We start from the raw sequence: 23,231 nt of genomic DNA on the forward strand, positions 1-23,231 counted from the left end.
TCTTATCGCAAGCCGGTAACGATGGCTTCGGTGTTGGAACGCATCAGGTCGAGGTAGGTCTCGGCCCCGCCGCCCGGGGCGCTCAGGGATTCCGAGAACAGCGGTACGACGTCGACGTGCAGTCCGGTCTCCTCGGCGAGCACCCGGGCGAGCCGGTCGGGCTGTTCGGCGTCGACGAAGATCGCGGGGACGCCGGATTCCCGGATGGCGCCGGCCAGGGATTCCAGGTCGGCGGCGGACGGTGAGGCGAGAGTCGTGCCGCTGGGGATGACGGCGCCGACGACATCGAAGGCGTAGCGGTCGGCGAGGTAGCCGAAGACGTGGTGGTTGGTGACGAGGCTGCGGCGCTCCTGCGGTATGCCGGCGAACCGCTCCGTCATCCAGGTGTCCAGCTCGTCGAGTTCGGCGAGATACGCCTCGCTGTTGGCGCGGACCGTCTCCGGATCGACGCCCGGGACCCGCTCGGTCACCTGGTCGGCGATGAGTCCGACGGCGGTGGCGACCCGGGCCGGGTCGGTCCAGAAGTGCGGATCGGGCTCCCCGGCCATGGCGTCGGAGGTGTACGGGAGGGGGTCGATGCCGGCGCCGACCTCCAGCGTGGGGGTGCCGGATCCGGCCGCCGCCGCCACGTGCCGCAGGACGCCTTCCTCCAGGCCGAGGCCGTTGTACACGAGGAGCGCGGCGCTCTCGATGCCGGCGGCCTGGCGGGCGGAGATGCCGAAGGAGTGCGGGTCGGTCCCGGCGCCCATCAGGACGGTGACCTCGGCCTGATCGCCGACGATCCGCTGGGTGATGTCGCCGAGGATGTTGGTGGTGACCACCACGCCGGCCCGGTCCTCGGCGGCGGCGGAGCAGCCGGTCCCGAGCAGCCCGAGCCCGAGGACTCCGGCCAGTGCCGCCAGGCCCGCGCGGATGCCGTGCGCCCTCATCGCCCGGTCTCCACCATGTGGGAGGGAGCGATGTCGAGGTCGAAGGTGCGGGCTATCCGGAGATCATCCGCGTAATCGATCTCATGAATCTTCTGCCCCGCCACATCACTGACATAGGCACGGCTGCTGTCCACCTCAATGCTGTCTCCCGGGAGTTCGGTCCGTGCGATCTCCTCGCCGCTGTCGGGGTCGAGGGACAGCAGTTCCCCGCTGTCGGTAAGTGCGAGCACCACGCCGCCGTTCCCGACGGCGTTCACGGCGATGACGGAGTCGTCGGCGGTGAATTCCCACTGTCCGGTGAGGACATCGAGGGTCCAGAAGCCTTCGCCGTTCACCGCGGTGGCGGCCAGCGTGGTGCTGCCGGCCCGGTGCCGGAACTCCCCGGCCCGCGCGTCTTCCGCCGTACCGTCCGGGTACGGGAGGCGCGCGGCGGTGAACTGTCCTTCCTCCGCGTCGGTTTCCTCCGCCGCTGTGATCAGCAGCGCGCCGTCGGCGCAGCCGAGGACGAGGCCGGCCCGGGTGACGGCGGTGCCCTTGGGGGCGGCGCACGGCTCGTCGACGCCGGGCGCCCGTACGGTGCCGTCCGCGACGGTCACCTCGGCGTCCTTGTAGGGGAGGGTGCCGGCCGGGAGGGTCTCGCCCAGGGCGATGGTGGCGCGGTAGTAGTGCGAGTGATCGCCGTGATCGACGGTCCAGGCGCCGCTGTCGACGACCTGGACGGAGCCGTCGGCGGAGGTCAGGTACCCGTAACGGCCGTCACCGCGCAGGGCGGTGGGCTGCTGCGCGTGGCCCACGTCGGTGATCTCCTCGGTGATCAGGTCGAGCACCCGGATCTCACCGGTGTCCGCGTCGGCGAGGACCAGCCGGGACTGCGGTTCGGCGGCCTCCTCGGCGCCCTCCACGTAGCCGTGCGGGGCGGACTCGGCATCCTCGCTCCCGGCCCCGGCTCCGGACGCGGGTTCACTTTCCTTCTCGGCCGAGGCGCACCCGGCCAGCAGCAGCGCGGGCAGGGTTGCCGCGAGCATGACATTCCTGAGTCTCATGAATGAACTCTCTTTTCCAGCAGGGACTTGGCGAGGGTGGCCAGCGCGGAGGCGAAGAACAGCCCCACCGCGACAGCGGCGATCGTGGCCCCGGCGGCCGTCCCCGCGTGCCAGGAGATGACCAGGCCCGCGGCCGTCGACAGGGCACCGAGCAGCGCCGCGCCGAGCATGATCAGCGGCACCCGCCGCGCCCACAGCGCCGCCGCGGCGGGCGGGGCGATCAAGAGACCGAACACCAGCAGCGTGCCGACCACATGGAAGGACGCGACGATCGCCAGCGTCACCAGGCCGACCAGCACCCCGTGCGCCCAGCGGGGCCGCAGCCCCAGGGTGTGCGCCTTGCGGGGATCGAACGCCAGGGCCAGGAAGGCCCGGTGGCCGAGCACGGCCACCAGCGCCGCGCATCCCAGCGCCACGGTCAGGAAGACCAGGTCTCCGTCCCGCACCGCGAGCACGTCGCCGAACAGGAAGCCGGTCAGGTCGACCGCGAACGACTGCGAGCGCGACACGATGATGACGCCGAGCGACAGCATGCCGACGAACAGCAGCCCGATCCCGGTGTCCCGGGAGATCCGCTTCGAGCGCCCCAGCACGGTCACCCCGAACGCCATCGCCCCGGCGCTGGCCGCCGCCCCGATCAGCAGGGACCCGCCGAGCAGCGAGGCCAGTGCGACGCCCGGCAGCATCCCGTGCGCCATCGCGTCGCCGAGGAAGGCCATGCCGCGCAGCACGACCCACGTGCCGGCCAGGGCACAGATCAGCGAAACGAGGATCCCGCCCCACAGCGCCCGTTGAACGAAGGACACCGCGAACGGTTCGAGCAACCACTCCATGATGGGTCACTCTATAATGAAAACGATTATCGTCAGCAATTAAGGACTGTCATGCCGGTCACACTCCACGAGGTCACCGCCGACTACGCGGGCCACCGCGCCCTGCACGGCGTCAGCGCCTCCCTCCCCGCCGGCCGGGTCACCGCGCTCACGGGCCCCAACGGATCCGGCAAATCAACCCTGTTGAACCTGCTGGCCGGCACCCTCACCCCCACCAGCGGCACCCTCACGTACGCGCGCCCCTGCCGCCCCGCGTACGTCGTCCAGCGCAGCGCGGTGCCGGACACCCTCCCGCTGACCGTCCGCGAGACCGTCGCCATGGGCCGCTGGGCGGACCGCGGACCCTGGCGCCGGCTGACCCGCGCCGACCGCGTGATCGTGGACGAGTGCCTGGACCGGCTGGGCATCGCCCACCTCGCCCGCCGCCAACTCGGCGGCCTCTCCGGCGGTCAGCGCCAGCGCGCCCTGATCGCCCAGGCCCTGGCGCAGCGTTCCCCGCTGCTCCTGCTGGACGAACCCACCGCGTCCCTGGACGCCGAGGCCCAGCGGCAGATCACCGCGACCCTGTCCCGGATCGCGGCGGAGGACGGCACCACCGTCGTCCACGCCACCCACCACCCGGACGAAGCGGCGGCGGCGGACCTGGTGCTCACCCTGACGGCAGGGCACGTGCGCTGAGCCGCAGCCGCTCCTCCTCCACGATCCGCCGGGCCAGCTCCCCCTGCGACACATCCACCGCGTCGGGCGTGGCCGCGGCCACCTCACTGCGCCGCGCGTACGCGTCGAACAGCGCGCTCTTGCCGGCCAGTACCTCCAGCATCCGCTGATCGACGCTGTCGGCGACCAGCAGCCGGTGCACGCGTACGCTCCGTACCTGCCCCATCCGGTGCGCCCGCGCCACCGCCTGGTGCTCCATCGTCGGCTTGATCTGCGGCTCGCACAGGATCACCACCGAGGCGGCCTGAAGGTTGAGCCCCACACCGCCCGCCTGGATCTGGCTGAGCAGCACGGCGTGCCCGCGCGCCGCCGTGAACGCGTCCACCAGCCGCTGCCGTCCGGCCACCGATGTCGTCCCGCTGATGACCCCGGTGACCCGGTCTCCGTCGAGCGCGGCCAGGACGGTCTCCAGCACCGCCCGGAAGTAGGAGAAGACCACCACCTTCGTCCCGGCCTCGGCGGCCTCGGCCACCAGCTCCCGTATCCGCCGCACCTTCATCGACTCGGGAGAGGCGTACGCGGCGCGCCGCATGGCCATGAAGTTCCCCGACTCCACGGCCTCCCGGTAGGCGGCCCCGTCCTGCGGGCCGAACTCCTCCCACTCGTCCACGCGTACCAGCGCGGGCAGTTCGGCGAGCACGTCCTCCTGGTTGCGGCGCAGATAGACGGGGGCCACGGCCTGCCGGAACGCGCGCGAGCCGGCCACCAGCTCCCGCCCGGCCACCTGGGGCAGCACCTCGGGCTGCAACTGCCGCACCAGCGACCTGAACTCGGCCACCCGGTTCTCCATCGGGGTCCCGGTCAGGTAGGCGACCCGCCCGGCGCGCGCCGCCCACCGCCCCACGGCCCGCGACCGCTGGGCGTCCGGGTTCTTCACGTAGTGCGCCTCGTCGACGACCAGCATGGCCGTGGGCACCACGGACTCCGTCCCGCGCAGCGCGTCGAACGTCGTCACGGCGACGCCCCCGTCCGCCTCCCAGCGCGCGAACTCCGCGGCGCGCTCCGGGCCGTACACGGGCACCGCCCGCAGTGTGCTGCGCGCCCGTATCTCCCGCGTCCAGTTGATCAGCACACTCGCCGGGCAGACCACCAGGAAGTGACTCTCGCCGCGCGCCGCCAGGTGCGCGAGCGCGGCGACGGCCTGCACCGTCTTCCCCAGGCCCATCTCGTCCCCGAGCAGCACCCGCCGCTGGGCGAGCAGGAAGCGCGCCCCGAAGGACTGGTACCCGCGCAGCGACACCCGCAGCAGGGAGTCGTCCAGCGCGAAGGCCCGGACCCGGTCGCCGATCTCGGCCGGCACGAAGCCCTGCGCGGCGTCGGAGTCCGGTGGCTGCCCGTCGAGTTCGGCGAGGAGGCTGTAGTAGTCGGCGGACCGCAGCTCGAAGTCCACCCAGGCCTCGACCTCGGTGGCCGGGTCACGCAGCAGATCGACCGCGGCCTGCCGGAACGCCCCGGTCAGACCCCGGCGTTCGGCGTCCGCCGTCAGCTCCTCGATCGCGGCGACCGCCGCCCTGGCCCGGGCCCGCCCCTCCCGCCCGGCGACCAGCATCCGCAGCCGCCCCCTCGCGGGCCGGGCCGCCGGCAGCAACTCCGCCAGCCGCTCCTCGACACCCCGCGCCGCCTCCACCGTCCTGCGCAGCCCGGGCCCGGCCGCCAGCAGCCGGTGCAGCGCGATGACGACGGCGGTGGTCGCCGGGCCCGGCTCCTCCACGTCCAGCCAGACCGATACCGTGCGTTCCACCGCGCGCCCGATGCGGCGCGCGGCGGCCAGCGCCTGCCCGGCGGTCTGCGCCCCCACCCCCGGGACCAGCTGCAACTCCCCCACGGTCGCGGCCCACACGCTGCCGACCGTCCGGTACCCGCCCTCCTCCAGGGCGGCCACCCGCAACCGCCCCTCGGTGACCTCCCGCAGCCGCTCCACCGCCATCGTCCCGAGCCGCTCGGCGACCTCCGCGTCGCGCAGCGGCCGCACCGCCTCCCGCACCCGGCCGACGGCCGCGGCGTGATCGGCCACCACACCGTGCGCCAGCTCCCGCAACTCCATCACCGCATCACCCCACCCGCATCCTGCCACGGGTCACTGACAGTGACGGCCCGCTCGCCGGCCGGCGCGATTCAGGACGGCTCGCACACCGGTTCCGGCAGCAGATCGGCGGTGGTCACCGCCCGTTCGGGATCCGCGATCCGGCGCTGCCCCAGCACTTCGCACAACCGGTCCGCCCACGCCGGCCCACTGATCCGGAACAACGCCGAAAATTATCGGAGAACGATCACTGCCATAGCCGCACACGATTGACCGGAAAGGCGCCTGGACAAGACGAGAGGCCGGTTTTTCCTTCCGGAATCCCAGCGAGAACTGTTGACGCTCCATCGGCTCCACCCCACACTGCTGGGCACGCTGAGTGTTACCCCCACGACTGACCCGCACGGTCATGTCCCGCTGCTTGGAGGACACATGCACGAGGACAGCACTCCCGCCCGGCCGCTCAGCCGCCGGCGCTTCATCGCCCGTACCGGTGCCGTGAGCCTGGCCGCCGCCTCGGCCTCGGCCCTGGTGCTGCCGGGCGTCGCGCACGCCCAGACCATCACCCAGAACCAGACCGGCACCCACAACGGCTTCTACTACTCGTTCTGGACCGACGCCCAGAACACCGTCTCCATGACCCTCGGGAACGGCGGCAACTACAGCGCCTGGTGGCAGAACACCGGCAACTTCGTCTGCGGCAAGGGCTGGCCCAACGGCTCGCGCCGCAACGTCACCTACTCCGGCAGCTTCAACCCCTCGGGCAACGGCTACCTGTGTCTGTACGGCTGGACCGCCAACCCCCTGGTCGAGTACTACATCGTCGACAGCTGGGGCAACTACCGGCCCACCGGCGAGTACCGCGGCTCGGTCAACAGCGACGGCGGCACGTACGACATCTACCACACGATGCGTTACAACGCCCCGTCGGTCGAGGGCACCCGCACCTTCCCCCAGTACTGGAGCGTCCGCCAGTCCCGCCGCGTGGGCGGCACGATCACCACGGGCAACCACTTCGACGCCTGGAACCGCTCGGGCATGAACCTGGGCGCCTTCAACTACTACATGATCATGGCCACCGAGGGCTACCAGAGCAGCGGCAACTCCAACATCACGGTCAACGGCTGACACCGCCCTGATCACCACGGCCCGCCCCGGAAGACACCCCGCGGGGCGGGCCGCGCGCCCCCACCCCCGCGCGGTCCGCAGCCGGAGGACGCTCGCGCCTCAGCGGACTCCCCCGCAACACCCCAGGTCAACGCCACACAGGGCGTACACCCCGTTCGGGTTGATGCACCCCGCGCTCCCTTGTTGGGTTGTTGCCACACCTCTAGCCTGAGGGGGTGTCAACAAATGAGTGTCACGTGTGAGCGCGCTGGAGGGGGAACGATGGAGCGTCCATGGGAGGCGGACCCGGCCGCTTCGTTCAGGACCCGGCTGGGCAAGTCGGCGGCGGAACTGGGCACCACCAATGGCACCGACGGCTGCCCCGACATCTGGCAACTGGACAACGGCGACATCGCGGTCATCGGACGGGACCTGACGCACGCCTACCTGGCGCGACTCCCGGCGGACGCCCAGGTGGCGGCCGATGAGCGGATCGTCATCATCCCCGGCTCCACTCTCCTGGCCGCGAAGGCGGATATCCCGGATGCCTGACCGTACGCCGCCGGTCCTCCGTGCCCGGGACGGGAAGCGGCTCTCCTTCGACGGCTACAAGCAGGACTTCTGGCCGTTCCACCAGGCCATCGAGCACCGGTCCTCCTGGAAGCTGGAACGGCAGCAGAACTTCCAGGAGCTGGGCAGCCCCAGCTGGGAGGCCCACCGGGACGGCGACTGGGAGCGCTCGCTGCGGCTGATGGCCGAGGAGCGGGACGCACTGCTGCGCGTCAGGCGTGAGAACGACGAACGCGGCCATCTCCTCCACCGGGTCAGGGTGGCGGAGCAGCCGCTGACGCCCTACCTCCAGTGGGAGCTGACCTCCCTGCGACAACAGGCCGAGTGCGGGACTCCGGTACGGGTCGTCGGCGATGACGCGATCCGCCCGTACGAGACCGAAGGTCCGCTGCCGGAGCTCGTGGTGCTCGGCGGCGAACGGCTCTACCACGTCCAGTACTCCGCCGACGGCTTTCTGGACGGGGCGATCCTCTTCACCGATCCGGCGCTCGTCCAGCCGTGGGAACGCTTCATCCGGGGGCTGTTCGCGGCGGGCGAGGACATCGTGGCCTTCCACACCCGCGAAGTGGCGCCGCTGCCACCGCCCCGGGTGACCCAGCCGTACTTCCCGTCCGCAGCGCCACGGAACGCCACGTCGGAGAGGTGAGCCCACGCCGTGCCGGACGCCGGCGGAAACGAGCAGAGCGAACGGCGGCCACCGGCCGGCAGTTGGTCCGAGCTGTCGGGTTCCGCCCGCGACGCCGTCCAGGCCGGCCGCATCACCGGCGGAGTGCACTTCCACTCCCCCGCCGATCGCCCCCCGGACGACCCCGCACGACGCGATCCGCCCCGGCAACTGCCCTCGGCACCGCGCGGCTTCGTCAACCGCGCGGAACAGCTCGCCGAGTTGGACACCGTCCTCACCGGCATGGAGGGCATCGCCGGCACCGACGGTACGGAGCCGGCCGCCGGCACCGACCCCCGCGAACCGGCCGCGACGGTCTGCCTGATCGCCGGGACGGCGGGAGCGGGGAAGACCTCCCTCGCGCTGCGCTGGGCCCACCGGGTCAGCGACCGGTTCCCCGACGGTCAGCTGTACCTCAACCTGCGCGGCTACGATCCCGGCGCACCGGTCACCGCCCAGCAGGCGCTGCGGCACTTCCTGATCTCCCTGGGAGTCCCCGCCCCGGCCCTGCCGGACGACATCGACGCGGCAGCCGCGCTCTACCGCTCCGTGCTGGCGCACCGGCGGGTGCTCATCCTGCTGGACAACGCGGCCACCACGGCGCAGGTACGGCCCCTGCTGCCCGGCACTGCGGGTTCGCTGGCCATCGTCACCAGCCGGGAACGCCTGCCCGGCCTCACCATCCGGGACGGCGCCCACCGCCTCACCCTCGGCGTCCTGCCGGAACCGGAGGCCGTCGCCCTGCTGCGCGCGGTCACCGCCCGGCACCGTACCGGTGACGACCCCGATCTCCTCACGCAGCTGGCCCGGTTGTGCGCGCGGCTGCCGCTCGCCCTGCGGATAGCGGCCGAACGCGCCGTCGTGCACCCGCAGCTGCCCCTGGACGAACTGATCGGCGACCTGCGGGACTCCTCCGCCCTGTGGGACGCCCTCAGCGCGGGCGACGGTGAGGAGGCGGAGGCCGTGCACACCGTCTTCGCCTGGTCGTACCGCGCCCTGCCCCCGCAGGCCGCCCGGCTCTTCCGGCTGCTGGGTCTGCACCCGGGCCAGGACTTCGGGGTGGACGCCGTCGCCGCCCTGTCCGGGGCTCCCCGGCGGCGCGCGCGGCAACTGCTCGACACCCTGGTGGGCGCGCACCTGCTGGAACAGACAGGCCCCGACCGGTACACCTTCCACGACCTGCTGCGCGCGTACGCCATGGATCAGGCGGAGCGGGACGAGCCGCAGGAGGAACGGTCCAGGGGCCGGCGCCGCCTGCTCGACTGGTATCTGCACGGGGTGGCGACGGCCCGCACCCGGCTGGCCCCCGAAGGGAATCCGGTAGCCCTCGATCCGCCCGCCGAGGGCGTGCCGGCCGTGGTGTTCGCCGACTACGACCAGGCCGTCAACTGGACGGAGACCGAGTACCCCAACGCGCTGCCGCTGGCCCGCGCGGCCGAACGGGCCGGTGAACGGCGGCGGCTCGCACAGCTGGCGGTCGTACTCCACGACGCGCTGCCCCCGTCGGGCGCGGCGGCCGGCTGGCTCCCGATCGGCACGGCCGGACTGCGCGCGGCACGCGCGGACGGTGATCCTCGGCTGACGGCGCTGCTGCACGAACGCCTGGGCATGGCCCACACCCAGGCGGGGCGGGCCGCGCAGGCCAGGGAACATCACCGGGAGGCACTCGCGATCCGCCGGGAACGCGGGGACGAGGCGGGGGTGGCCGACTCCCTGAATCTGCTGGGGGTGACCGAGCTGCGCGACCGGCGTCTGGGCGAGGCGGAGAGCTGGTTCGGCCAGGCTCTCGAACGGTGGGAGGCGCTGGGTGAACGCCACCGGTACGCGGTCGCTCTGGCGAACCGGGGCGAGACCCGGTACCGGGCGGGGCTGTTGGACCGGGCGGAGCCCGATGTGCTCGACGCCCTCACGGTCTTCACGGAGCTGGGCCCCGCCGGCCTGCGCCAGCGGGGCAACGCGCTGCACCTGCTGAGCGCCGTGCAGCACGAGACGGGCCGGCCGCAAGAAGCACTGGACTCGGCCAAGGAGGCCGTGGACATCGCCCTTGAGCTGCGGTTCCACATCGGCGAGGCGTACTGGCTCATCACCCTGGGCAACGCACAGCGGGCGAACGGCGGGCCGGACGACGCGCTGAGCAGCTACCAGCGTTCGGCGGCCCTGCACCGGCGGTTGGGTCTGCGGGGGCGCGAGGCCCTGGCCTGGGTGGAGACCGCCCGAACCTGTCTGGCACTGGGGCGGGCGGGCCCGGCAGCCGACTTCTCCCGCCGGGCGGCCGGCGTCCAGCGGGAACTGGGCGACGCGTGGCACGAGGCGCAGGCACTGGAACTGCTGGCGCGGGCGGTGGAGACCCGGGAGACCGGCGAGAGCGGCGCGGACCCGGAGCAGGCGACCGCCGCCCGAGCCGCGGCGGCCCGGCATCGGGAGGCGGCACTCCGGCTCCTTGCCCCCTTCGAGGACGCCCGGACGGTGGCGCTGCGCGAGCGCATCACGGCATTGTCGGAGTGAGCGCCAATCTCACCGCACCGCATCCGAAGTGACGGCACCCGATCCCGGTCGGCCGAACACAACTCACCACGTGCCCCGGGCATCTGAACGGCCCGGCCGGCGATCGCCTGCCGGGCGGGCGCTGAGTGACGCACGCAGGGCGGTGATCGACTGCTCATCCGTACCCGCCTGTCGGGGCGGCCCGTCCCCGTGCCGGAAACCAACCTCTGTCGCCGCACGCCCCTTTGAGCGGACCGATCCGAATTTCTCCAAGTCGGGGGCGGTTCCTCCGGTCGGGTGGCACGATCGGTGGGGACGTGACGATCTGAGGAGTTCAGACATGGCGTTGGATGCCCCCGACGGAGCGGTTCCGGAGGCGGCCCCGCGCGGCCAGCGAGCCCTCGTTCTCCTGGACAAGGCCATTGGCGCCCAGAGCACCCTGGTGCGCAAGAACATCTCCCGCGCCCGCCAGCGGAACCCTGAGGCGACACCGGCACAGGTCATCCGCACCCTGGAGCGGATGTACGTGAGCTCCCTGACCGGGACGGGTGCCGCAGTGGGCGGAACCGCGGCGGCGCCCGGTGTCGGCACAGGAGTGGCCCTGGCGCTCTCTGCGGGCGAGGCGTTCTCCTCCCTCGAGTTGAGTGTCCTGTTCGCCCTCTCCGTCGCCGAAGTGCACGGCGTCCCCATCGACGAGCTCGAGCGCCGCAGGACGCTGGTCATGGGCGTCATGCTCGGGGGCTCGGGCTCCGCCACCATCACCAAGGTCGCCGAGCGCACGGGACAGCACTGGGGACGTCAGATCGTCGGCAGGGTGCCCATCGAGACGTTGCGTCAGATCAACAAGGTCCTGGGGCGTAACTTCGTCGCGAAGTACGGGACCAAGCAGGGCGTCATCGTCCTCGGCCGGGTGGCGCCGTTCGGCATCGGGGCGGTGATCGGTGGGACCGCCAACGCCGCGCTCGCCACGGTGGCGGTGCGGGCCAGTCGTCGCGCGTTCGGTCCGCCCCCCGCATCGTGGGCCCGGGAGACAGCCAACGACACGCCCTCCACCGAAGAGCCGCCCGGCCTGCCCCCGGCGCGCTGACGTCGCGCCTCGCCCGGGCGGCGCCGGGGCCCGCGTCGATGCGGGCCCCGGTGTCACTGTGCTTCGGGTGCCGCGTCCACCAGGTGGTCCAGGACCAGCATGTGGCCCGGGGCGTGGGTGATGGCGTACTCCGGGGCCGCGGCCGGGAGGGCCAGTTGGGGGGTGACCCCGCAGGCCCAGAAGACCGGGACGTCGCCGTCCTCGATCACCGGCGGCGGGCCGAAGTCCGGGCGGGACAGGTCGGCGATGCCCAGGGCCGCCGGGTCGCCGATGTGGACGGGGGCGCCGTGGCCGGTCGGGTAGCGGGCGGTGATCTCGACGGCGCGCGCGACCAGGGCGGCCGGGACGGCCCGCATGCTCACCACGAGCGGCCCCGACAGCCGCCCGGCCGGCCGGGTCGGCACGTCCGTGACGTACACCGGCGGCGCCGCCGAGTCCGGCGCGTACCGCACCGGGACGCCGGCCCGGCGCAGTGGCCCCTCGAAGGTGTGGCTGCACCCCAGCAGGAACCCCACCGAGTCCTCGCGCCAGTACGGCGTGATGTCGTGCGGCTCGCCGGCCGGTTCGCCGTGGCGCCACAGGCGGTAGCGCGGCAGGTCGGTGCGCAGGTCGGCCACCGTCGTCCCGATGCGTACCACCGGGTCGCCCGGTTCGGTCACCGCGATGACCGGGCAGGGCTTCGGGTTGCGGACGCAGTACAGCAGGACGTCGTAGGCCAGTTCGCGCGGCACGACGACGAGGTTGGCCTGCTGGTGGCCGTCCAGGATCCCGGCCGTGGGGCCGGTCCAGCGGCCGGCCGCCGCCAGTTCGCGCAGTGCCCGGGGGGTGTCGGGGGTCCCGGCGCTCATGTCAGCTCCAGCTTGCTGGACTCGGGCACGGTGCGCAGCGTGAGCAGCGCCATCGCGGCGGCGCCCATCAGCAGGAAGCCGGGGGCCAGGAGGTTGCCGGTGGTGGCGATGAGCCAGGTCGCCAGGTACGGGGTGAGCCCGCCGCCGATGATGGTGCCGATGTTGAAGCTGAAGGACAGGCCGGTGTACCGGACCCGGGTCGGGAACTGTTCGGCGTACGTCGGGTAGGTGACGGACTGGACGATCGGCATCGGCAGGGCGAGGACGATCATGGCGAGGACGGCGAGCGGGAAGCTCCCGATGCCCATGACGAGCATGGCCGGGACGACGAGGACCGCGTAGCCGGTGAAGCCAATGGTGATGACCTTCTTGCGGCCCCAGGTGTCGGAGAGTCCGCCGAACACGGGCATCAGGCAGGCCACGAAGAAGCTGATCCCGCCCATGATCCAGAACGTCGAGGACTTGGGGTAGCCGAGTTCCGAGGTGAGGTAGATGTTCATGAAGATCAGGCCGACCCAGTAGCCGCAGTTGGACCCGATGGCCAGCAGCGTGACCTTGAGCACCTGTGGCCGGTACCGGGTGAGCACCTCGGTCAGCGGTGCCTTGGCGGTGGCGTCCTCCTCCTTGGTGCTCAGGAACGCCTCGGAGTCCTCAAGGCGGTTGCGGGCGAGCAGCGCGACGGCGATCAGCGGCAGGGAGAGCAGGAACGGGATGCGCCAGCCGAAGTCCTGGAGCTGCTGTTCGGTCAGGACGGTGCTCAGGACGCCGGCCACCAGCGCGGCCGTTCCGCCGCCCAGCGCGACGCCCACAGGGGTGAAGGCGCCGAAGAAGCCGCGCCGTCCGGGCGGGGCGGACTCGGCGAGGTAGGTGGCGGAGCCGGTGACCTCGCCGCCGGCGAAGAAGCCCTGGGCCAGCCGTACCAGCAGCAGTCCCAGCGGTGCGAAGACGCCGACCGATTCGGCGGTGGGCAGCAGGCCGACCGCGGCCGTGGCGGTGCCCATGCCCACGACGGTGAGGATCAGCACGGGTTTTCGGCCCATCCGGTCACCGAGCCGGCCGAGCACGATGCCGCCCAGCGGGCGCATCAGGAAGGCGCTGCCGAAGACCGCGAGGGTGGCCAGCAGCGAGGCGGTGGGGTCGTCGTCGGGGAAGAAGTGCGGTCCGATGACGACGGCGAGGTAGCCGTAGACGCCGAACTCGTAGTACTCGATCGCGGTGCCCGCGGCGGCGGCGACGGCCGCCCTGCGGGAGCGCCGGGGGGTGCTGTCCCGACCCGCTGTTCTCTCCCCGGTCGCGGGTGGGGGCGTTGATAGGCTCGTCATGGGCGTGCTCCGGTTCTGACATGTCCTGTGGCAGGGATGTGCGGCCAGTCGTGCGGGGCGTCCGCGTGCAGACGCGGGTGCGGGTACGGCGCCGGGGGCCCGTATGACGGTCATCCGCAGGACTGGACCTCCTGCTGATGACCGTCGCTTCGTACGAGCGGTGTCAGACGGCGAAGAGCTGCTCCAGGTCGGCGAACGCCTTGAACTCCATGGCGTTGCCGGCCGGGTCGAGGAAGAACATCGTCCACTGCTCGCCGGGCTCGCCCTCGAAGCGGACGTAGGGCTCGATGACGAACGCGGTGCCGATCGCGGTGAGCCGCTCGGCCAGCGCCTTGAACTCCTCGACGGGCAGCACCAGTCCGAAGTGCGGCACCGGGACCTGGTGGCCGTCGACCGGGTTGGTGCCGGCGACGCCGTCCCGGGGGGTCTCGGAGGGGCCGTCGCCGACCTGGTGGGTGACGACCTGGTGGCCGCCGAAGTTCCAGTCGATCCACTTGGTGTCCGAGCGGCCCTCGCTGAAGCCGAGCACCGTTCCGTAGAAGGTGCGGGCCGCCTCGATGTCGTCGACGGGGATGGCGAGGTGGAAGGGGACGAGGCCGGTGGGCTTGGTGGTCATGGTGGCTCTCTTTCGGTGGGAGGGGTGAGGGGGACGGTCGTTGTCGTGCGGGATGGGGGTGGTGTGCGGGCCGGGGTCTCCTCTCAGCGGGCCGGTACGAGGCGCAGCTCGTCCCCGGGCAGGGTCTGGCCGACGAGGTCGATGTCGGTGTCCGTGACCACCCCGATGACCGGGTAGCCGCCGGTGACGGGATGGTCGGAGAGGAACACGATCGGCTCGCCGGACGGCGGGATCTGGATGGCGCCGCGCACCGTTCCCTCGCTGGGCAGGTGCACGGAGCCGATGGCCAGCGGCGGCCCGGTGAGGCGGGCGCCGACGCGGTCGGTCTGGGCGGAGATCCGCCAGGTGGTGGCGGTCAGCCGCTGCCGGTCGGCCGCGTCGAACAGGTCCTCGCGCGGCCCCCAGCGGAACCCGGCGGTGACGGCCCCGGCGACCGGTACGGCGCTGAAGGCCAGTTCGACCGGGACGCCGGGGACCGGGCGGGCGGGGCCAAGGCCCAGCACCGTACCGGCGGCGAGCGGCGGGGGCCCGAGGCCGGTGAGGGAGTCGCGGGAGGCCGAGCCCAGGACGCGTCCGGCCTCGACGCCGCCGCAGACCGCCAGGTACGTGCGGCAGCCGGCCCAGGGGCGTCCGATGGTGAGGCGGGCGCCTGCGGGCAGGTGCACGAGGGTGGGGTCGGGGACGCGGACGCCGTTCACCGTCACCGGCGCCGGGGCTCCGGTGACGGCCGCGTACCGGGCCGTCGAGAGCGTGAGGTCCAGTCCGCCGAGGGTCACTTCGAGGGCGGGGGTGTTCTCGGGGTTGCCGACGAGGCGGTTGGCGAGCGTGAAGCTGCGCCGGTCGGCGGGCCCGGCGGTGGGCACGCCGAGGTGGGCGAGCCCGGTACGGCCCAGGTCCTGGACGGTGGTGGCGACGCCCGCCGCGGCGACGGTCAGGGTGCCGGTGGTGGGGGTGCCGGTGGTGCGGGTGGTGACGGTGCCGGTGCCGTTGGTCATGGGCCGACCGCCTCGAAGACGACGCGGTCGCCGATGGCGAGGCGGTTCGGCGGGGTGGCGTCCACGTCCCACAACCGGGTGGTGGTGACCCCGATCTGGTGCCAGCCGCCCGGGGTTCCGCCGGGGTAGACGACGGTCTGGTTCCCGGCGATGGCGACCACACCGGCCGGGACCCGGGCGCGCGGGCTGTCCAGCCGGGGCAGCCGCAGGGGTTCGGGGAGGCCGTCGAGGTAGGCGAATCCGGGGGCGAAGCCGAAGAAGGCCACGGTGTGTCGGCCGCCGGTGTGCCGGCGGACGGCCTCGGCCCGGGTGAGGCCGGCGCGGGCGGCGACCGCGTCGAGGTCGGGGCCGTCGTAGCGGACCGGGATCACCACGGTACGGGCGGCGGCCCGCGGCCCGGAGCGTACGCCGTCCACACCGTCTCCGCCGTCCACGCCGCCCCCGCCCGCCGCCGCGTCGAGCAGCCTGGTCAGCCGGCCGGCCAGCCGCTCCATGGCGTCGGCGTGCTCGGCCACCACCAGCACGGTGGTGGCGGCCGGGACGACCTCCCGCAGTTCGGCGGACCAGGACGCGGCCCGGATGGCCAGGGCCAGTTCGGCGGGGCGGTGGCCGGGACACTCGATCAGCCAGCCGCGATCACCCGCCCGCCGCAGCCGCGCCTCGCCGGCACCCGCGCCCGTCACGGCGCGACCTCCGGCACGACCTCCACCGATTCCCCGGCCCCGCCCGGGAGTTCCGCCGGAGTGCCGACCGTTACCCCGCCCACCGACAGGGCCTCGCGTACGGCGGCGGCGATGGCGACCGCTCCGGGGGTGTCGCTGTGCACGCACAGCGCCGCGATGTCCCCGCCGTCCGGGGCGACCCGCACCGTACGGCCGTTCACCGAGGCCACCGTTCCCGTCTGCGCCATCCGCAGCGCGCGCCGCGCCGCCTCGGCCGGGTCGGTGATGACGGCGCCGGGCTGGGAGCGCGGGACGAGCAGGCCCTCGTCGGTGTAGCCGCGGTCCACGAACGCCTCGGCCAGGGGCCGCACCCCGGCGATCAGCGCGCGCTCCCAGACCTCGGTGCGCGGCTGGCACAGCAGCGGCAGGTCCCGGTCGTAGTGGGTGACGGCCTCGACGATCGCCGAGGCGTGCCCGGCGTGCCGGGCCGCCGCGTTGTAGAGCGCGCCGTGGGCCTTCACATAGCTGATCCGGCTCCCGGCCAGGCGGGCGAAGATCTCCAGGGCGCCCATCTGGTACAGCAGTTCGTTGACCAGCGTGGCGGGCGGCACCTCGATGAAGCGCCGGCCGAAGCCGGCCAGGTCGCGGTAGGAGACCTGCGCGCCGATCGCGACCCCCCGGGCGGCGGCGTCCGCGCACGTACGGCGCAGGATGTCGGGGTCCCCGGCGTGGAATCCGCAGGCGACGTTGGCGGCGGTGACCCGGTCCAGCAGCGGCCCCTCGTCGTCCGGGCCCCAGGCGCCGAAGCCTTCGCCGACATCGGTGTTGAGGGCGAGCGCGGTCATCGGCCGGACTCCGCCCAGTAGTCGTGGATGGTGCCGCTGCTGTTCTCCCAGGCCGTGTGCAGCCCTTGCTGGCCGCCGTCGATGTGGGCGGTGATCTGCCGGGCGAGTTCGGCGGCGTCGCCGTCGGCCAGGGCCTGGACCATGGCGGCGTGTTCGCTCTGGACGCGGTCGTAGGCGCAGGTGCCGTGCACGTAGAACCGCGAGTACGGCTCCAGGCGGTGGTACATCTGCGCGATGATCTCGTAGCGCAGTGGCAGCCGGGAGAGCCGGTACATGTCGAGGTGGAAGGCGAGGTTGGTGCGGGACCAGGAGTCCGCGCCGGTCTCGGCGACGCGGTCCATGTGGGCGACCATTTCCTCGAACCGGCTGATGTCGCGCCGCGACACGCGCTCGGCGACGTGTTCGGCGAAGCTCGGTTCGATCAGCCGGCGCAGGTTGTAGACCTCGTCGATCTCCTCCAGGTCGAGCACCGTCACGAAGGTGCCGCGGCCCGGTGTCGAGCGCAGCAGGCCCTCGCTGATGAGGGTGCGCATGGCCTCGCGCAGCGGGATGCGGCTCACCCCGAAACGGTCCGCGAGTTCGTCCTGCACCAGGCGGTGCCCGGGCGGGTAGACGCCCTCGACCACCAGTCGGCGCAGCTCACTGGTGACGGCGTCGGCGCCGCCCGCGTCACCCCGGAGAGTTCGGTCTGCTCGGCTCATGCCCATCTGTATACAGTGGATCCACCGAGTTGCGATACGTGTCGACCGGAGTTGATCGGGGATTTACCCGGCCGAAACCGGGCTCACCCCGCGCGCCCCGCCTCCCGGCCGGCCGCCACGGGCGTACGACCGGCGCACATGACCGTCTGCGCCCGTCCCCTGACCGTTCGGTGACCGCCCCCGGGCGGGCGCCGGCCGTTCCCCCGTGCTCCCGCGCAGGTCACCGGCGCCCGGCCCGCCGCCGGGCCGGGGCCACACAACCGCCACGGTGTGCACGGATTGCCAACATGTTGTCGCTGATCGTCAATGCCTGCACGGGTGCTCCTCATGCAGACTCCCGGAGTTGGGTGCCTCCCGGGCCGACCGGCTCACTCGGATCGCATGTCTCACAGAGGGTCAGACTGCGCATGTCTGTTTCCACGCCACCGTCCGTTTCCACACCCCGGACCACCTGGTACGGGGCGACGCCGGCCCAGCAGGGCATCTGGATCCTCGACGGGATCGAGCGCCTGCGCCCGACCTATCTCATCCCCTCGGTCCTGGAGTTCACCGGCCCGGTGGACCACCGGGCACTCACCGAGGCCACCCGCGCCACCGTCGCCCGTTACCCCGCTCTGCGTTCCCGGTTCCGGCTGGACACCCGGCACCGCCGGGTGGAGTACCGCACCGACGGGCCGCCCGCGGAGGTCGGCTTCATCGACGCGGTCGCCGAGGAGTGGACGGCGGAGGAACTGGCCGCCCTGATCGAGGCGCTGTGCTACACCCCGTTCGACCTCGGCTCCGAGGCACCGGCCCGCGCCGAGATCATCCGCACCGGCGCCGAGACGACCCTCCTCGTCCTCACCGTGCACCACATCGTGTTCGACGCGACCTCCCGGGAACTCGTCCTGGACGAGATCACCGGCCGCTACCGCGCGGCGGTCCTGGGCACGCCCTTCACCCCGCGCCGCGCCGTCCACCCGGACGAGGTGCGGCCGGCCGCCCCGGCGGCGGACCTGGCCGAGCGGGTGAGCGAGGCCGCCGCCCGCCTGCGGGGCGCCCCCACCACCGTGGACCTGCCCTACGTCCGTGACCCGCACGGCGACCTCCCCATGCTGGGCGCCCTGCACCGCACCACCCTCGACGCCGGCACCACCGAGCGGGTGACCGAGGCCGCCGCCCGCGAGGGATGCACCCCGTTCATGACGGGGGTGGCGCTGCTCGCCGGGGCGCTCGCCCGGCGCGGCGAGCAGCGCGACTTCCTGTTCGCCGTCGTCTGGCCGGGCCGGGACGACCCGGCCTCCGCCGAGGTCGTCGGGATGTTCATGTCGACGCTGATCCTGCGGGTCGGCCTCACCGCGACCACCACCTGGCGCGAACTCCTGGTCACCGCACGGACCGCGGGCATGGAGACCTTCATCGACTGCGACGTCCCGCTGGACGCGCTCGCCGCCGAACTCGACGCCGACCGCGAGGTCGGCCGGCTCCCTCTGTCCCCCGTCCTGGTCAACATGGCCGACAACCCCGGCACCGTCGACCTCGCCCCCGGCGTGCGGGGCCGCTACCGGCCGCTGGAACCCCAGTACAGCAAGTGGGACCTGGCCCTGTTCGTCCATCTCGACGAGGAGGACGGCGAGCGGCCCCGGCTGGGGTTCTCCCTGGACCACCCGGCGGCGCTGTTCGACGACGCCGCCATCAACGAACTGCTCACGGCACTGCGACGCGGTGCCGCCGATCTCGCACACGACCCGGAGGACCTGGTGCTGAAGCCCGCGGCGGAAGACAAAGTCAACGACCCGGCTGCCCGGCTGGAGATGGTGCGCGCGGTGTGGTGCGAGGTGCTGGGCACCGACCACGTCACCGACGACATCAGCTTCTTCGACGCCGGCGGCGACTCGCTGCGCCTGGTCGTCCTGGTGGAACGGCTGCGCGAGGTGTCGGGGCGGATGGTGAAGACCGTGGACCTCTTCCGGGCCGGCACCGTGCGCGGCCAGGCCGATCTGCTGGCCACCCTGGGCACCACCGGCGACGCGAACGGCGGCGGTGGCAGCGCACGCGACCGGCTGCTCGGCGCGGTGCGGCAGCAGAAAGCGGCCGGACCGCAGGGCTAGGTCCTGTCCGGCGGAGAGCGGCGGGCCCGCCCGGGAGCTCCTCCCGTGGCGGCCCCGCAGCCCCCGTACGCCCGTCCCCCTCGCCCGTCACCGACCGTCCGCCCCGACCTCGTTCCCCTCTCGCCCGTGGCCCCGGCGGCCGTGACGGCCGTGACGGCCGTGCCCGGCCGTGCGCGGGCGGGCCACGGCGGGAATCCGGCTCGCCCTGGAGAGAAAAGATGTCGCTTGATGCGTGCGCGATCGCCGTTCTCGGACCGGACACCGACCCGGCGGCCTTCACCGACCACAGCTTCCTGGCCCTCGGCGGTGATTCGCTGCGCGCCATGAGACTGGCCGCCCTGGCGCGCGAACGCCTGGGCGTACGGCTGTCGTTGTCGGCGCTGCTGGACCGGACCCCGCTCGCCGGGGTGTTCGCCGAGGCGGTGGCCGCCGCCCCGCCCGGCGGTCCCGGCACCGTGACGCCGGAAACCACCGCGGTGCAGCCGGTGCCCGCCGCTCTCTCCCCGGCGCAGCGCGGGATGTGGCTCATCGAACGGCTCACCGGCGACTCCCCGTACCACCTGGTCTTCGTCTGCTTCGTCACCGCGGGCCGGCTGGAGGCGGGCCCGCTCGCCGCCGCGCTCGCGCGGACGGCCGCCCGCCATCCCGGACTGCGCACCGTCTACCGCGAGCACGACGACGAGGCCGTGCCCGAGGTCCTCGCCGACCACACGCCCGAGGTCGAGACCCTCACGTTGAGCCCGTCCGCCACCGACACCGCCGGGACGGAGGCGGCGGTGCGGCGGGCCGCCGAGGAGTTCGGCCGGCGCCCCTTCGACCTCGCCGCCGCCCCCGCCCACCGCTATCTGCTGATCGAGGACGGCAGCGGCGGGCAGGCGCTGGTGCTGACGGCCCACCACATGGTGCTGGACGGCCGGTCCGTCGGCCTGCTCCTGGACGAGGTCATCGCCCGGTACGGGGCGCTGACCGCCGGCACCCCCGCGCCGCCCGACGAGCCCGGCGTGGCGCCCCAGGTGCTCGCCCGCCACCAGGCCGCCGCCCGCGACGGCGGCGACTGGGAGCGGCAGGCCGAGTTCTGGGTGAAGCACCTGGACGGGGTGCCCACCGTGCTGGAGGTGCCGGCCGACCGGCCGCGCCCCGCACTCCAGGACCCCGCCGGGGCCCGCGCCCCGCTGGACCTGGGGGCCGCCGCCAGCGAGGCCGTCACCGTCCGGGCCCGCGCGGCGGGCGTCACCCCGTTCGCGCTGCTGCTCGCCGCCTTCGCGCTGACGCTCGCCCGCCGCACCGGGGTCCGCGCCCTGCTCGTGGGGGTGCCGCTCACCGGCCGGGACACCAGCGAGCTGGAGCGGCTGGTCGCGGTGGCCGGCAATCTGGTGCCGGTCCGCGTCGACGTGGACGACGACGCGACCGTCGACGAGTACCTCCGGTCCGTCCACCACGCGCTCGGCCTCGCCATCGACGCCGGAGGGCTGCCCTTCGAGGAACTCTCCTCCCGGCTCGGCGTGGAGCGCGCCCTGGGCCACCACCCGCTGGTGCAGGTCTCCTTCGGGATGCACGACCAGCTGGTGCCGCAGCGGCTGCGCACCCCGGACGTCGAGCTGCGGGTCGAGGAGGCGCACGGCGGCGGGGCCCAGTTCGATCTCTCGCTGCTGATCGGCCGGTCCGATCCCTCGCTGGCCGGCCATCTGGAGTACGCCACCGGGGTGTTCGACGCGGCCGAGGCCGAAGGGCTGCTCGCCGACCTGACCGCCGCCGTGGCCGGCCTCACCTCCGACGGCGGCACGCCGCTGGCCGACGTGCGCTGCCTGGCACCGGAACGCCGCGCGCTCCTGGAGCGACTCAACGACGTACGGCGCGACTTCCCGGCCCGCTCCGTCGACGCGCTGTTCCGCGCGACCGCCGCCCGCACCCCCGACGCGATCGCCGTACGGGACGGCGCCACCGAACTGACCTACCGCGCGCTGGCACAGGCCGCGGAGGAGCAGACCCGGCGGTTGCGCCGGGCCGGGGTACGGCCCGGCGACCGGGTCCTGGTGGCGCTGCCCCGCTCCGCCGCCGAGGCCGTCGCGCTGCTGGGCGTGGCCGCGGCCGGTGCCGCCTACGTCGGCGTCGATCTGGACCAGGCGTCCGAGCACACGGCGCGGATCGTCGCCGCCGCCGCGCCCCGGGTCGCGCTCGCCGCCCCGCAGGACGCGCCCCGGCTCGCCGCGCTCGGCGTGCCCACCGCCCCGGCCTGGGACCCGTCCTCCCCACCGGACGACGCGGACACCGACGGGGACGGGGCGGCGGACGGCGGGCCACCGCCGGTGACGGACGACCAGCCGGTGTACGTGGCGTTCACCTCCGGCTCCACCGGCCGCCCCAAGGGCGTCCAGGTGCCGCACCGCGCCGTCGTACGCCTGGTGCACGAGGCGGACTTCGTCCGGCTGGGCCCGGGGGAACGCGTGCTGCGCATCTCCCCGCTCGCCTTCGACGCCTCCACGCTGGAGATCTGGGGCGCCCTGCTGAGCGGCGCCACCCTGGAGGTGCTGCCGCCCGGCCTGCCGGCCCCCACCGATCTGGGGCAGTTCCTCGCCGAGCGCGGGGTGACCGTCGCCTGGCTGACCGCCGGGCTCTTCCGGCTCGTCGAGGAGTTCGCCGCCGACACGCTGGGCGGGCTGCGGCAGTTGCTCACCGGCGGCGACGTGGTGCCGCACGAGCACGTCGCGCGCCTGCTGCGCCGCCATCCGGGCCTGGAGATCACCAACGGCTACGGGCCGACCGAGAACACCACCTTCACCACCACCCACACCGTGCGCACCCCCGAGGAGGCCGACGGGCCGCTGCCCATCGGCACCCCGGTGCCCGGCACCCGGGTGTACGTGCTGGACGACCGGCGCCGGCTGGTCCCGCCCGGCGGCGTCGGCGAGCTGTACACCGGTGGCGCCGGCCTGGCGGACGGCTATCTGCACGACGAGGCCGAGACCGCCCGCGCGTTCGGCACCTTCTCCCCCGACGTGCCGGAGCGCCTCTACCGCACCGGCGACCTGGTGCGCGTGGACGGCGGCGGCCGGGTGCGGTTCCTCGGCCGCCGCGACAGCCAGGTGAAGCTGCGCGGCTACCGCGTCGAACTCAGCGCCATCAGCGACGAACTGACCCGGGCCCCGGGCGTGCGCGACGCCGTCGTGGCCGTCACGGACGGGGACAGCGCGGGCAAGCAGCTGATCGCCGCCGTCGTGCCCGAACCCGGAACCACCCCCGACACCGCGCGGCTGCGGGACTTGCTGGCGCAGCGGCTGCCGTCGTACATGGTGCCGGTGCTGTGGGCCGTCCTGGACCGGGTGCCCCTGACCCCCAACGGCAAGGTGGACCGGCGCGCCCTGGCCGCCGCCGCGGGACCGGCCGTAAGAACGGCACCGGCCGCGCCGACCACCGCCCCAGGAGCCGCCTCCGGGCCCGGGTTCGAGGAAGTGGCCGCGGTCTTCGCCGAGTCGCTGCGCGACAAGGCGGTCGACCCGGCCCCCGGCACCGACTTCTTCCGGGCCGGCGGCAACTCACTGGCCGCCGTACGCCTGGTGCGGCTGATACGCGACCGCTTCGGCGTCTCCGTACCGCTGCGCGACTTCCTGCGCACGCCCACCCCCGAGGGCCTGCACCGGCTGGTGACGGACGCCGCCGCCGCGGAGCCCGCCGGCGGTCCGGCGCGGGGGCGGTGA

At 73.5% G+C, this 23,231-nt stretch carries 20 protein-coding genes; 8 read left to right on the top strand and 12 right to left on the bottom strand.

Features of this window, described 5'->3' with window-relative positions:
* Nucleotides 1–2: 2 nt before the first annotated feature.
* Genes aztC through aztB form a run of 3 tightly spaced genes read right to left on the bottom strand, consistent with a single transcriptional unit; the run spans nucleotide 3 to nucleotide 2,805 of the window.
* The gene (aztC, locus tag ACTFAP_RS12560) at nucleotides 3–929 is read right to left on the bottom strand and encodes a zinc ABC transporter substrate-binding protein AztC (protein ID WP_390118443.1); all 927 of its coding nucleotides are present in this window, start codon (nucleotides 927–929) and stop codon (nucleotides 3–5) included.
* Nucleotides 926–1,972, bottom strand: coding sequence for a hypothetical protein (locus ACTFAP_RS12565; RefSeq protein ID WP_500469097.1), 1,047 nt, complete (start codon nucleotides 1,970–1,972; stop codon nucleotides 926–928). Before ACTFAP_RS12565 ends, aztC begins: the two co-directional genes overlap by 4 nt.
* Nucleotides 1,969–2,805, bottom strand: a complete 837-nt coding sequence (gene aztB / locus ACTFAP_RS12570; RefSeq protein ID WP_390118437.1) for a zinc ABC transporter permease AztB — start codon at nucleotides 2,803–2,805, stop codon at nucleotides 1,969–1,971. Before aztB ends, ACTFAP_RS12565 begins: the two co-directional genes overlap by 4 nt.
* Before the next feature lie 51 nt (nucleotides 2,806–2,856).
* Here aztB and aztA point away from each other — a divergent pair, with 51 nt between their 5' ends.
* On the top strand, nucleotides 2,857–3,483 hold the full coding sequence (gene aztA / locus ACTFAP_RS12575) for a zinc ABC transporter ATP-binding protein AztA (protein ID WP_390118435.1): 627 nt from the start codon (nucleotides 2,857–2,859) through the stop codon (nucleotides 3,481–3,483).
* Here the strand turns inward: aztA and ACTFAP_RS12580 are convergent.
* Together ACTFAP_RS12580 and ACTFAP_RS12585 are read right to left on the bottom strand one after the other, a co-directional pair.
* Nucleotides 3,455–5,566, bottom strand: a complete 2,112-nt coding sequence (locus ACTFAP_RS12580) for a DEAD/DEAH box helicase (protein WP_500469098.1) — start codon at nucleotides 5,564–5,566, stop codon at nucleotides 3,455–3,457. The two genes, aztA and ACTFAP_RS12580, sit on opposite strands and share 29 nt — an antisense overlap.
* A gap of 71 nt (nucleotides 5,567–5,637) precedes the next feature.
* Nucleotides 5,638–5,769: a hypothetical protein gene (locus tag ACTFAP_RS12585; RefSeq protein ID WP_495684619.1), complete on the bottom strand. Its 132-nt coding sequence runs from the start codon at nucleotides 5,767–5,769 to the stop codon at nucleotides 5,638–5,640.
* Between the two features lie 208 nt (nucleotides 5,770–5,977).
* On the opposite strand from ACTFAP_RS12585, the gene xynA reads away from it, so the two are divergent.
* The 5 genes from xynA (at nucleotide 5,978) to ACTFAP_RS12610 (ending at nucleotide 11,457) form a co-directional block, all read left to right on the top strand.
* Entirely contained in the window at nucleotides 5,978–6,673 is a 696-nt protein-coding gene (gene xynA / locus ACTFAP_RS12590) for an endo-1,4-beta-xylanase XynA (protein WP_500469099.1), read from the top strand.
* 261 nt (nucleotides 6,674–6,934) lie between these two features.
* Nucleotides 6,935–7,204 (top strand): hypothetical protein, encoded by a 270-nt coding sequence (locus tag ACTFAP_RS12595; RefSeq protein ID WP_495684620.1) that lies wholly within the window; start codon nucleotides 6,935–6,937, stop codon nucleotides 7,202–7,204.
* Nucleotides 7,197–7,868, top strand: a complete 672-nt coding sequence (locus ACTFAP_RS12600) for a DUF6879 family protein (RefSeq protein WP_495684621.1) — start codon at nucleotides 7,197–7,199, stop codon at nucleotides 7,866–7,868. Before ACTFAP_RS12595 ends, ACTFAP_RS12600 begins: the two co-directional genes overlap by 8 nt.
* 9 nt (nucleotides 7,869–7,877) lie before the next feature.
* Nucleotides 7,878–10,391, top strand: a complete 2,514-nt coding sequence (locus tag ACTFAP_RS12605; protein ID WP_500469100.1) for an ATP-binding protein — start codon at nucleotides 7,878–7,880, stop codon at nucleotides 10,389–10,391.
* A 319-nt stretch (nucleotides 10,392–10,710) separates the two neighbouring features.
* Nucleotides 10,711–11,457, top strand: coding sequence for a hypothetical protein (locus ACTFAP_RS12610; protein WP_500469101.1), 747 nt, complete (start codon nucleotides 10,711–10,713; stop codon nucleotides 11,455–11,457).
* Nucleotides 11,458–11,510: 53 nt separating this feature from the next.
* Here the strand turns inward: ACTFAP_RS12610 and ACTFAP_RS12615 are convergent, their stop codons facing one another.
* The 7 genes from ACTFAP_RS12615 to ACTFAP_RS12645 all read right to left on the bottom strand — a co-directional run bounded on the left by ACTFAP_RS12615 (nucleotide 11,511) and on the right by ACTFAP_RS12645 (nucleotide 17,446).
* Nucleotides 11,511–12,305, bottom strand: a complete 795-nt coding sequence (locus ACTFAP_RS12615) for a putative hydro-lyase (RefSeq protein ID WP_500469102.1) — start codon at nucleotides 12,303–12,305, stop codon at nucleotides 11,511–11,513.
* The gene (locus tag ACTFAP_RS12620; RefSeq protein WP_500469103.1) at nucleotides 12,302–13,627 is read right to left on the bottom strand and encodes an MFS transporter; all 1,326 of its coding nucleotides are present in this window, start codon (nucleotides 13,625–13,627) and stop codon (nucleotides 12,302–12,304) included. Before ACTFAP_RS12620 ends, ACTFAP_RS12615 begins: the two co-directional genes overlap by 4 nt.
* A gap of 163 nt (nucleotides 13,628–13,790) precedes the next feature.
* Entirely contained in the window at nucleotides 13,791–14,243 is a 453-nt protein-coding gene (locus tag ACTFAP_RS12625) for a VOC family protein (protein ID WP_500469104.1), read from the bottom strand.
* Nucleotides 14,244–14,326: 83 nt separating this feature from the next.
* A complete protein-coding gene (locus ACTFAP_RS12630) occupies nucleotides 14,327–15,238 on the bottom strand; it encodes a 5-oxoprolinase subunit C family protein (protein WP_500469105.1) in 912 nt (303 codons plus the stop codon).
* Nucleotides 15,235–15,921 (bottom strand): carboxyltransferase domain-containing protein, encoded by a 687-nt coding sequence (locus ACTFAP_RS12635; protein ID WP_495684627.1) that lies wholly within the window; start codon nucleotides 15,919–15,921, stop codon nucleotides 15,235–15,237. The genes ACTFAP_RS12630 and ACTFAP_RS12635 overlap by 4 nt, the downstream gene beginning before the upstream one ends.
* A complete protein-coding gene (locus ACTFAP_RS12640; RefSeq protein ID WP_390118406.1) occupies nucleotides 15,918–16,745 on the bottom strand; it encodes a LamB/YcsF family protein in 828 nt (275 codons plus the stop codon). Before ACTFAP_RS12640 ends, ACTFAP_RS12635 begins: the two co-directional genes overlap by 4 nt.
* Nucleotides 16,742–17,446 carry a GntR family transcriptional regulator gene (locus ACTFAP_RS12645; protein ID WP_390118402.1) on the bottom strand — a complete coding sequence of 235 codons (705 nt, stop codon included), beginning with the start codon at nucleotides 17,444–17,446 and terminating at the stop codon, nucleotides 16,742–16,744. Before ACTFAP_RS12645 ends, ACTFAP_RS12640 begins: the two co-directional genes overlap by 4 nt.
* Before the next feature lie 407 nt (nucleotides 17,447–17,853).
* On the opposite strand from ACTFAP_RS12645, the gene ACTFAP_RS12650 reads away from it, so the two are divergent.
* Together ACTFAP_RS12650 and ACTFAP_RS12655 are read left to right on the top strand one after the other, a co-directional pair.
* Nucleotides 17,854–19,536: a condensation domain-containing protein gene (locus ACTFAP_RS12650; RefSeq protein WP_500469106.1), complete on the top strand. Its 1,683-nt coding sequence runs from the start codon at nucleotides 17,854–17,856 to the stop codon at nucleotides 19,534–19,536.
* 218 nt (nucleotides 19,537–19,754) lie between these two features.
* Entirely contained in the window at nucleotides 19,755–23,231 is a 3,477-nt protein-coding gene (locus ACTFAP_RS12655) for a non-ribosomal peptide synthetase (RefSeq protein ID WP_500469107.1), read from the top strand.

The organism is Streptomyces sp. PH9007, assembly GCF_059813725.1.

Excerpts from the sequence above, each read along its gene's own strand:
- aztC (WP_390118443.1), bottom strand. The coding sequence starts at position 929 with ATGAGGGCGCACGGCATCCGCGCGGGCCTGGCGGCACTGGCCGGAGTC.
- ACTFAP_RS12565 (WP_500469097.1), bottom strand. The coding sequence starts at position 1,972 with ATGAGACTCAGGAATGTCATGCTCGCGGCAACCCTGCCCGCGCTGCTG.
- aztB (WP_390118437.1), bottom strand. The coding sequence starts at position 2,805 with ATGGAGTGGTTGCTCGAACCGTTCGCGGTGTCCTTCGTTCAACGGGCG.
- aztA (WP_390118435.1), top strand. The coding sequence starts at position 2,857 with ATGCCGGTCACACTCCACGAGGTCACCGCCGACTACGCGGGCCACCGC.
- ACTFAP_RS12580 (WP_500469098.1), bottom strand. The coding sequence starts at position 5,566 with ATGGAGTTGCGGGAGCTGGCGCACGGTGTGGTGGCCGATCACGCCGCG.
- xynA (WP_500469099.1), top strand. The coding sequence starts at position 5,978 with ATGCACGAGGACAGCACTCCCGCCCGGCCGCTCAGCCGCCGGCGCTTC.
- ACTFAP_RS12595 (WP_495684620.1), top strand. The coding sequence starts at position 6,935 with ATGGAGCGTCCATGGGAGGCGGACCCGGCCGCTTCGTTCAGGACCCGG.
- ACTFAP_RS12600 (WP_495684621.1), top strand. The coding sequence starts at position 7,197 with ATGCCTGACCGTACGCCGCCGGTCCTCCGTGCCCGGGACGGGAAGCGG.
- ACTFAP_RS12610 (WP_500469101.1), top strand. The coding sequence starts at position 10,711 with ATGGCGTTGGATGCCCCCGACGGAGCGGTTCCGGAGGCGGCCCCGCGC.
- ACTFAP_RS12615 (WP_500469102.1), bottom strand. The coding sequence starts at position 12,305 with ATGAGCGCCGGGACCCCCGACACCCCCCGGGCACTGCGCGAACTGGCG.
- ACTFAP_RS12620 (WP_500469103.1), bottom strand. The coding sequence starts at position 13,627 with ATGACGAGCCTATCAACGCCCCCACCCGCGACCGGGGAGAGAACAGCG.
- ACTFAP_RS12625 (WP_500469104.1), bottom strand. The coding sequence starts at position 14,243 with ATGACCACCAAGCCCACCGGCCTCGTCCCCTTCCACCTCGCCATCCCC.
- ACTFAP_RS12630 (WP_500469105.1), bottom strand. The coding sequence starts at position 15,238 with ATGACCAACGGCACCGGCACCGTCACCACCCGCACCACCGGCACCCCC.
- ACTFAP_RS12640 (WP_390118406.1), bottom strand. The coding sequence starts at position 16,745 with ATGACCGCGCTCGCCCTCAACACCGATGTCGGCGAAGGCTTCGGCGCC.
- ACTFAP_RS12645 (WP_390118402.1), bottom strand. The coding sequence starts at position 17,446 with ATGAGCCGAGCAGACCGAACTCTCCGGGGTGACGCGGGCGGCGCCGAC.
- ACTFAP_RS12650 (WP_500469106.1), top strand. The coding sequence starts at position 17,854 with ATGTCTGTTTCCACGCCACCGTCCGTTTCCACACCCCGGACCACCTGG.
- ACTFAP_RS12655 (WP_500469107.1), top strand. The coding sequence starts at position 19,755 with ATGTCGCTTGATGCGTGCGCGATCGCCGTTCTCGGACCGGACACCGAC.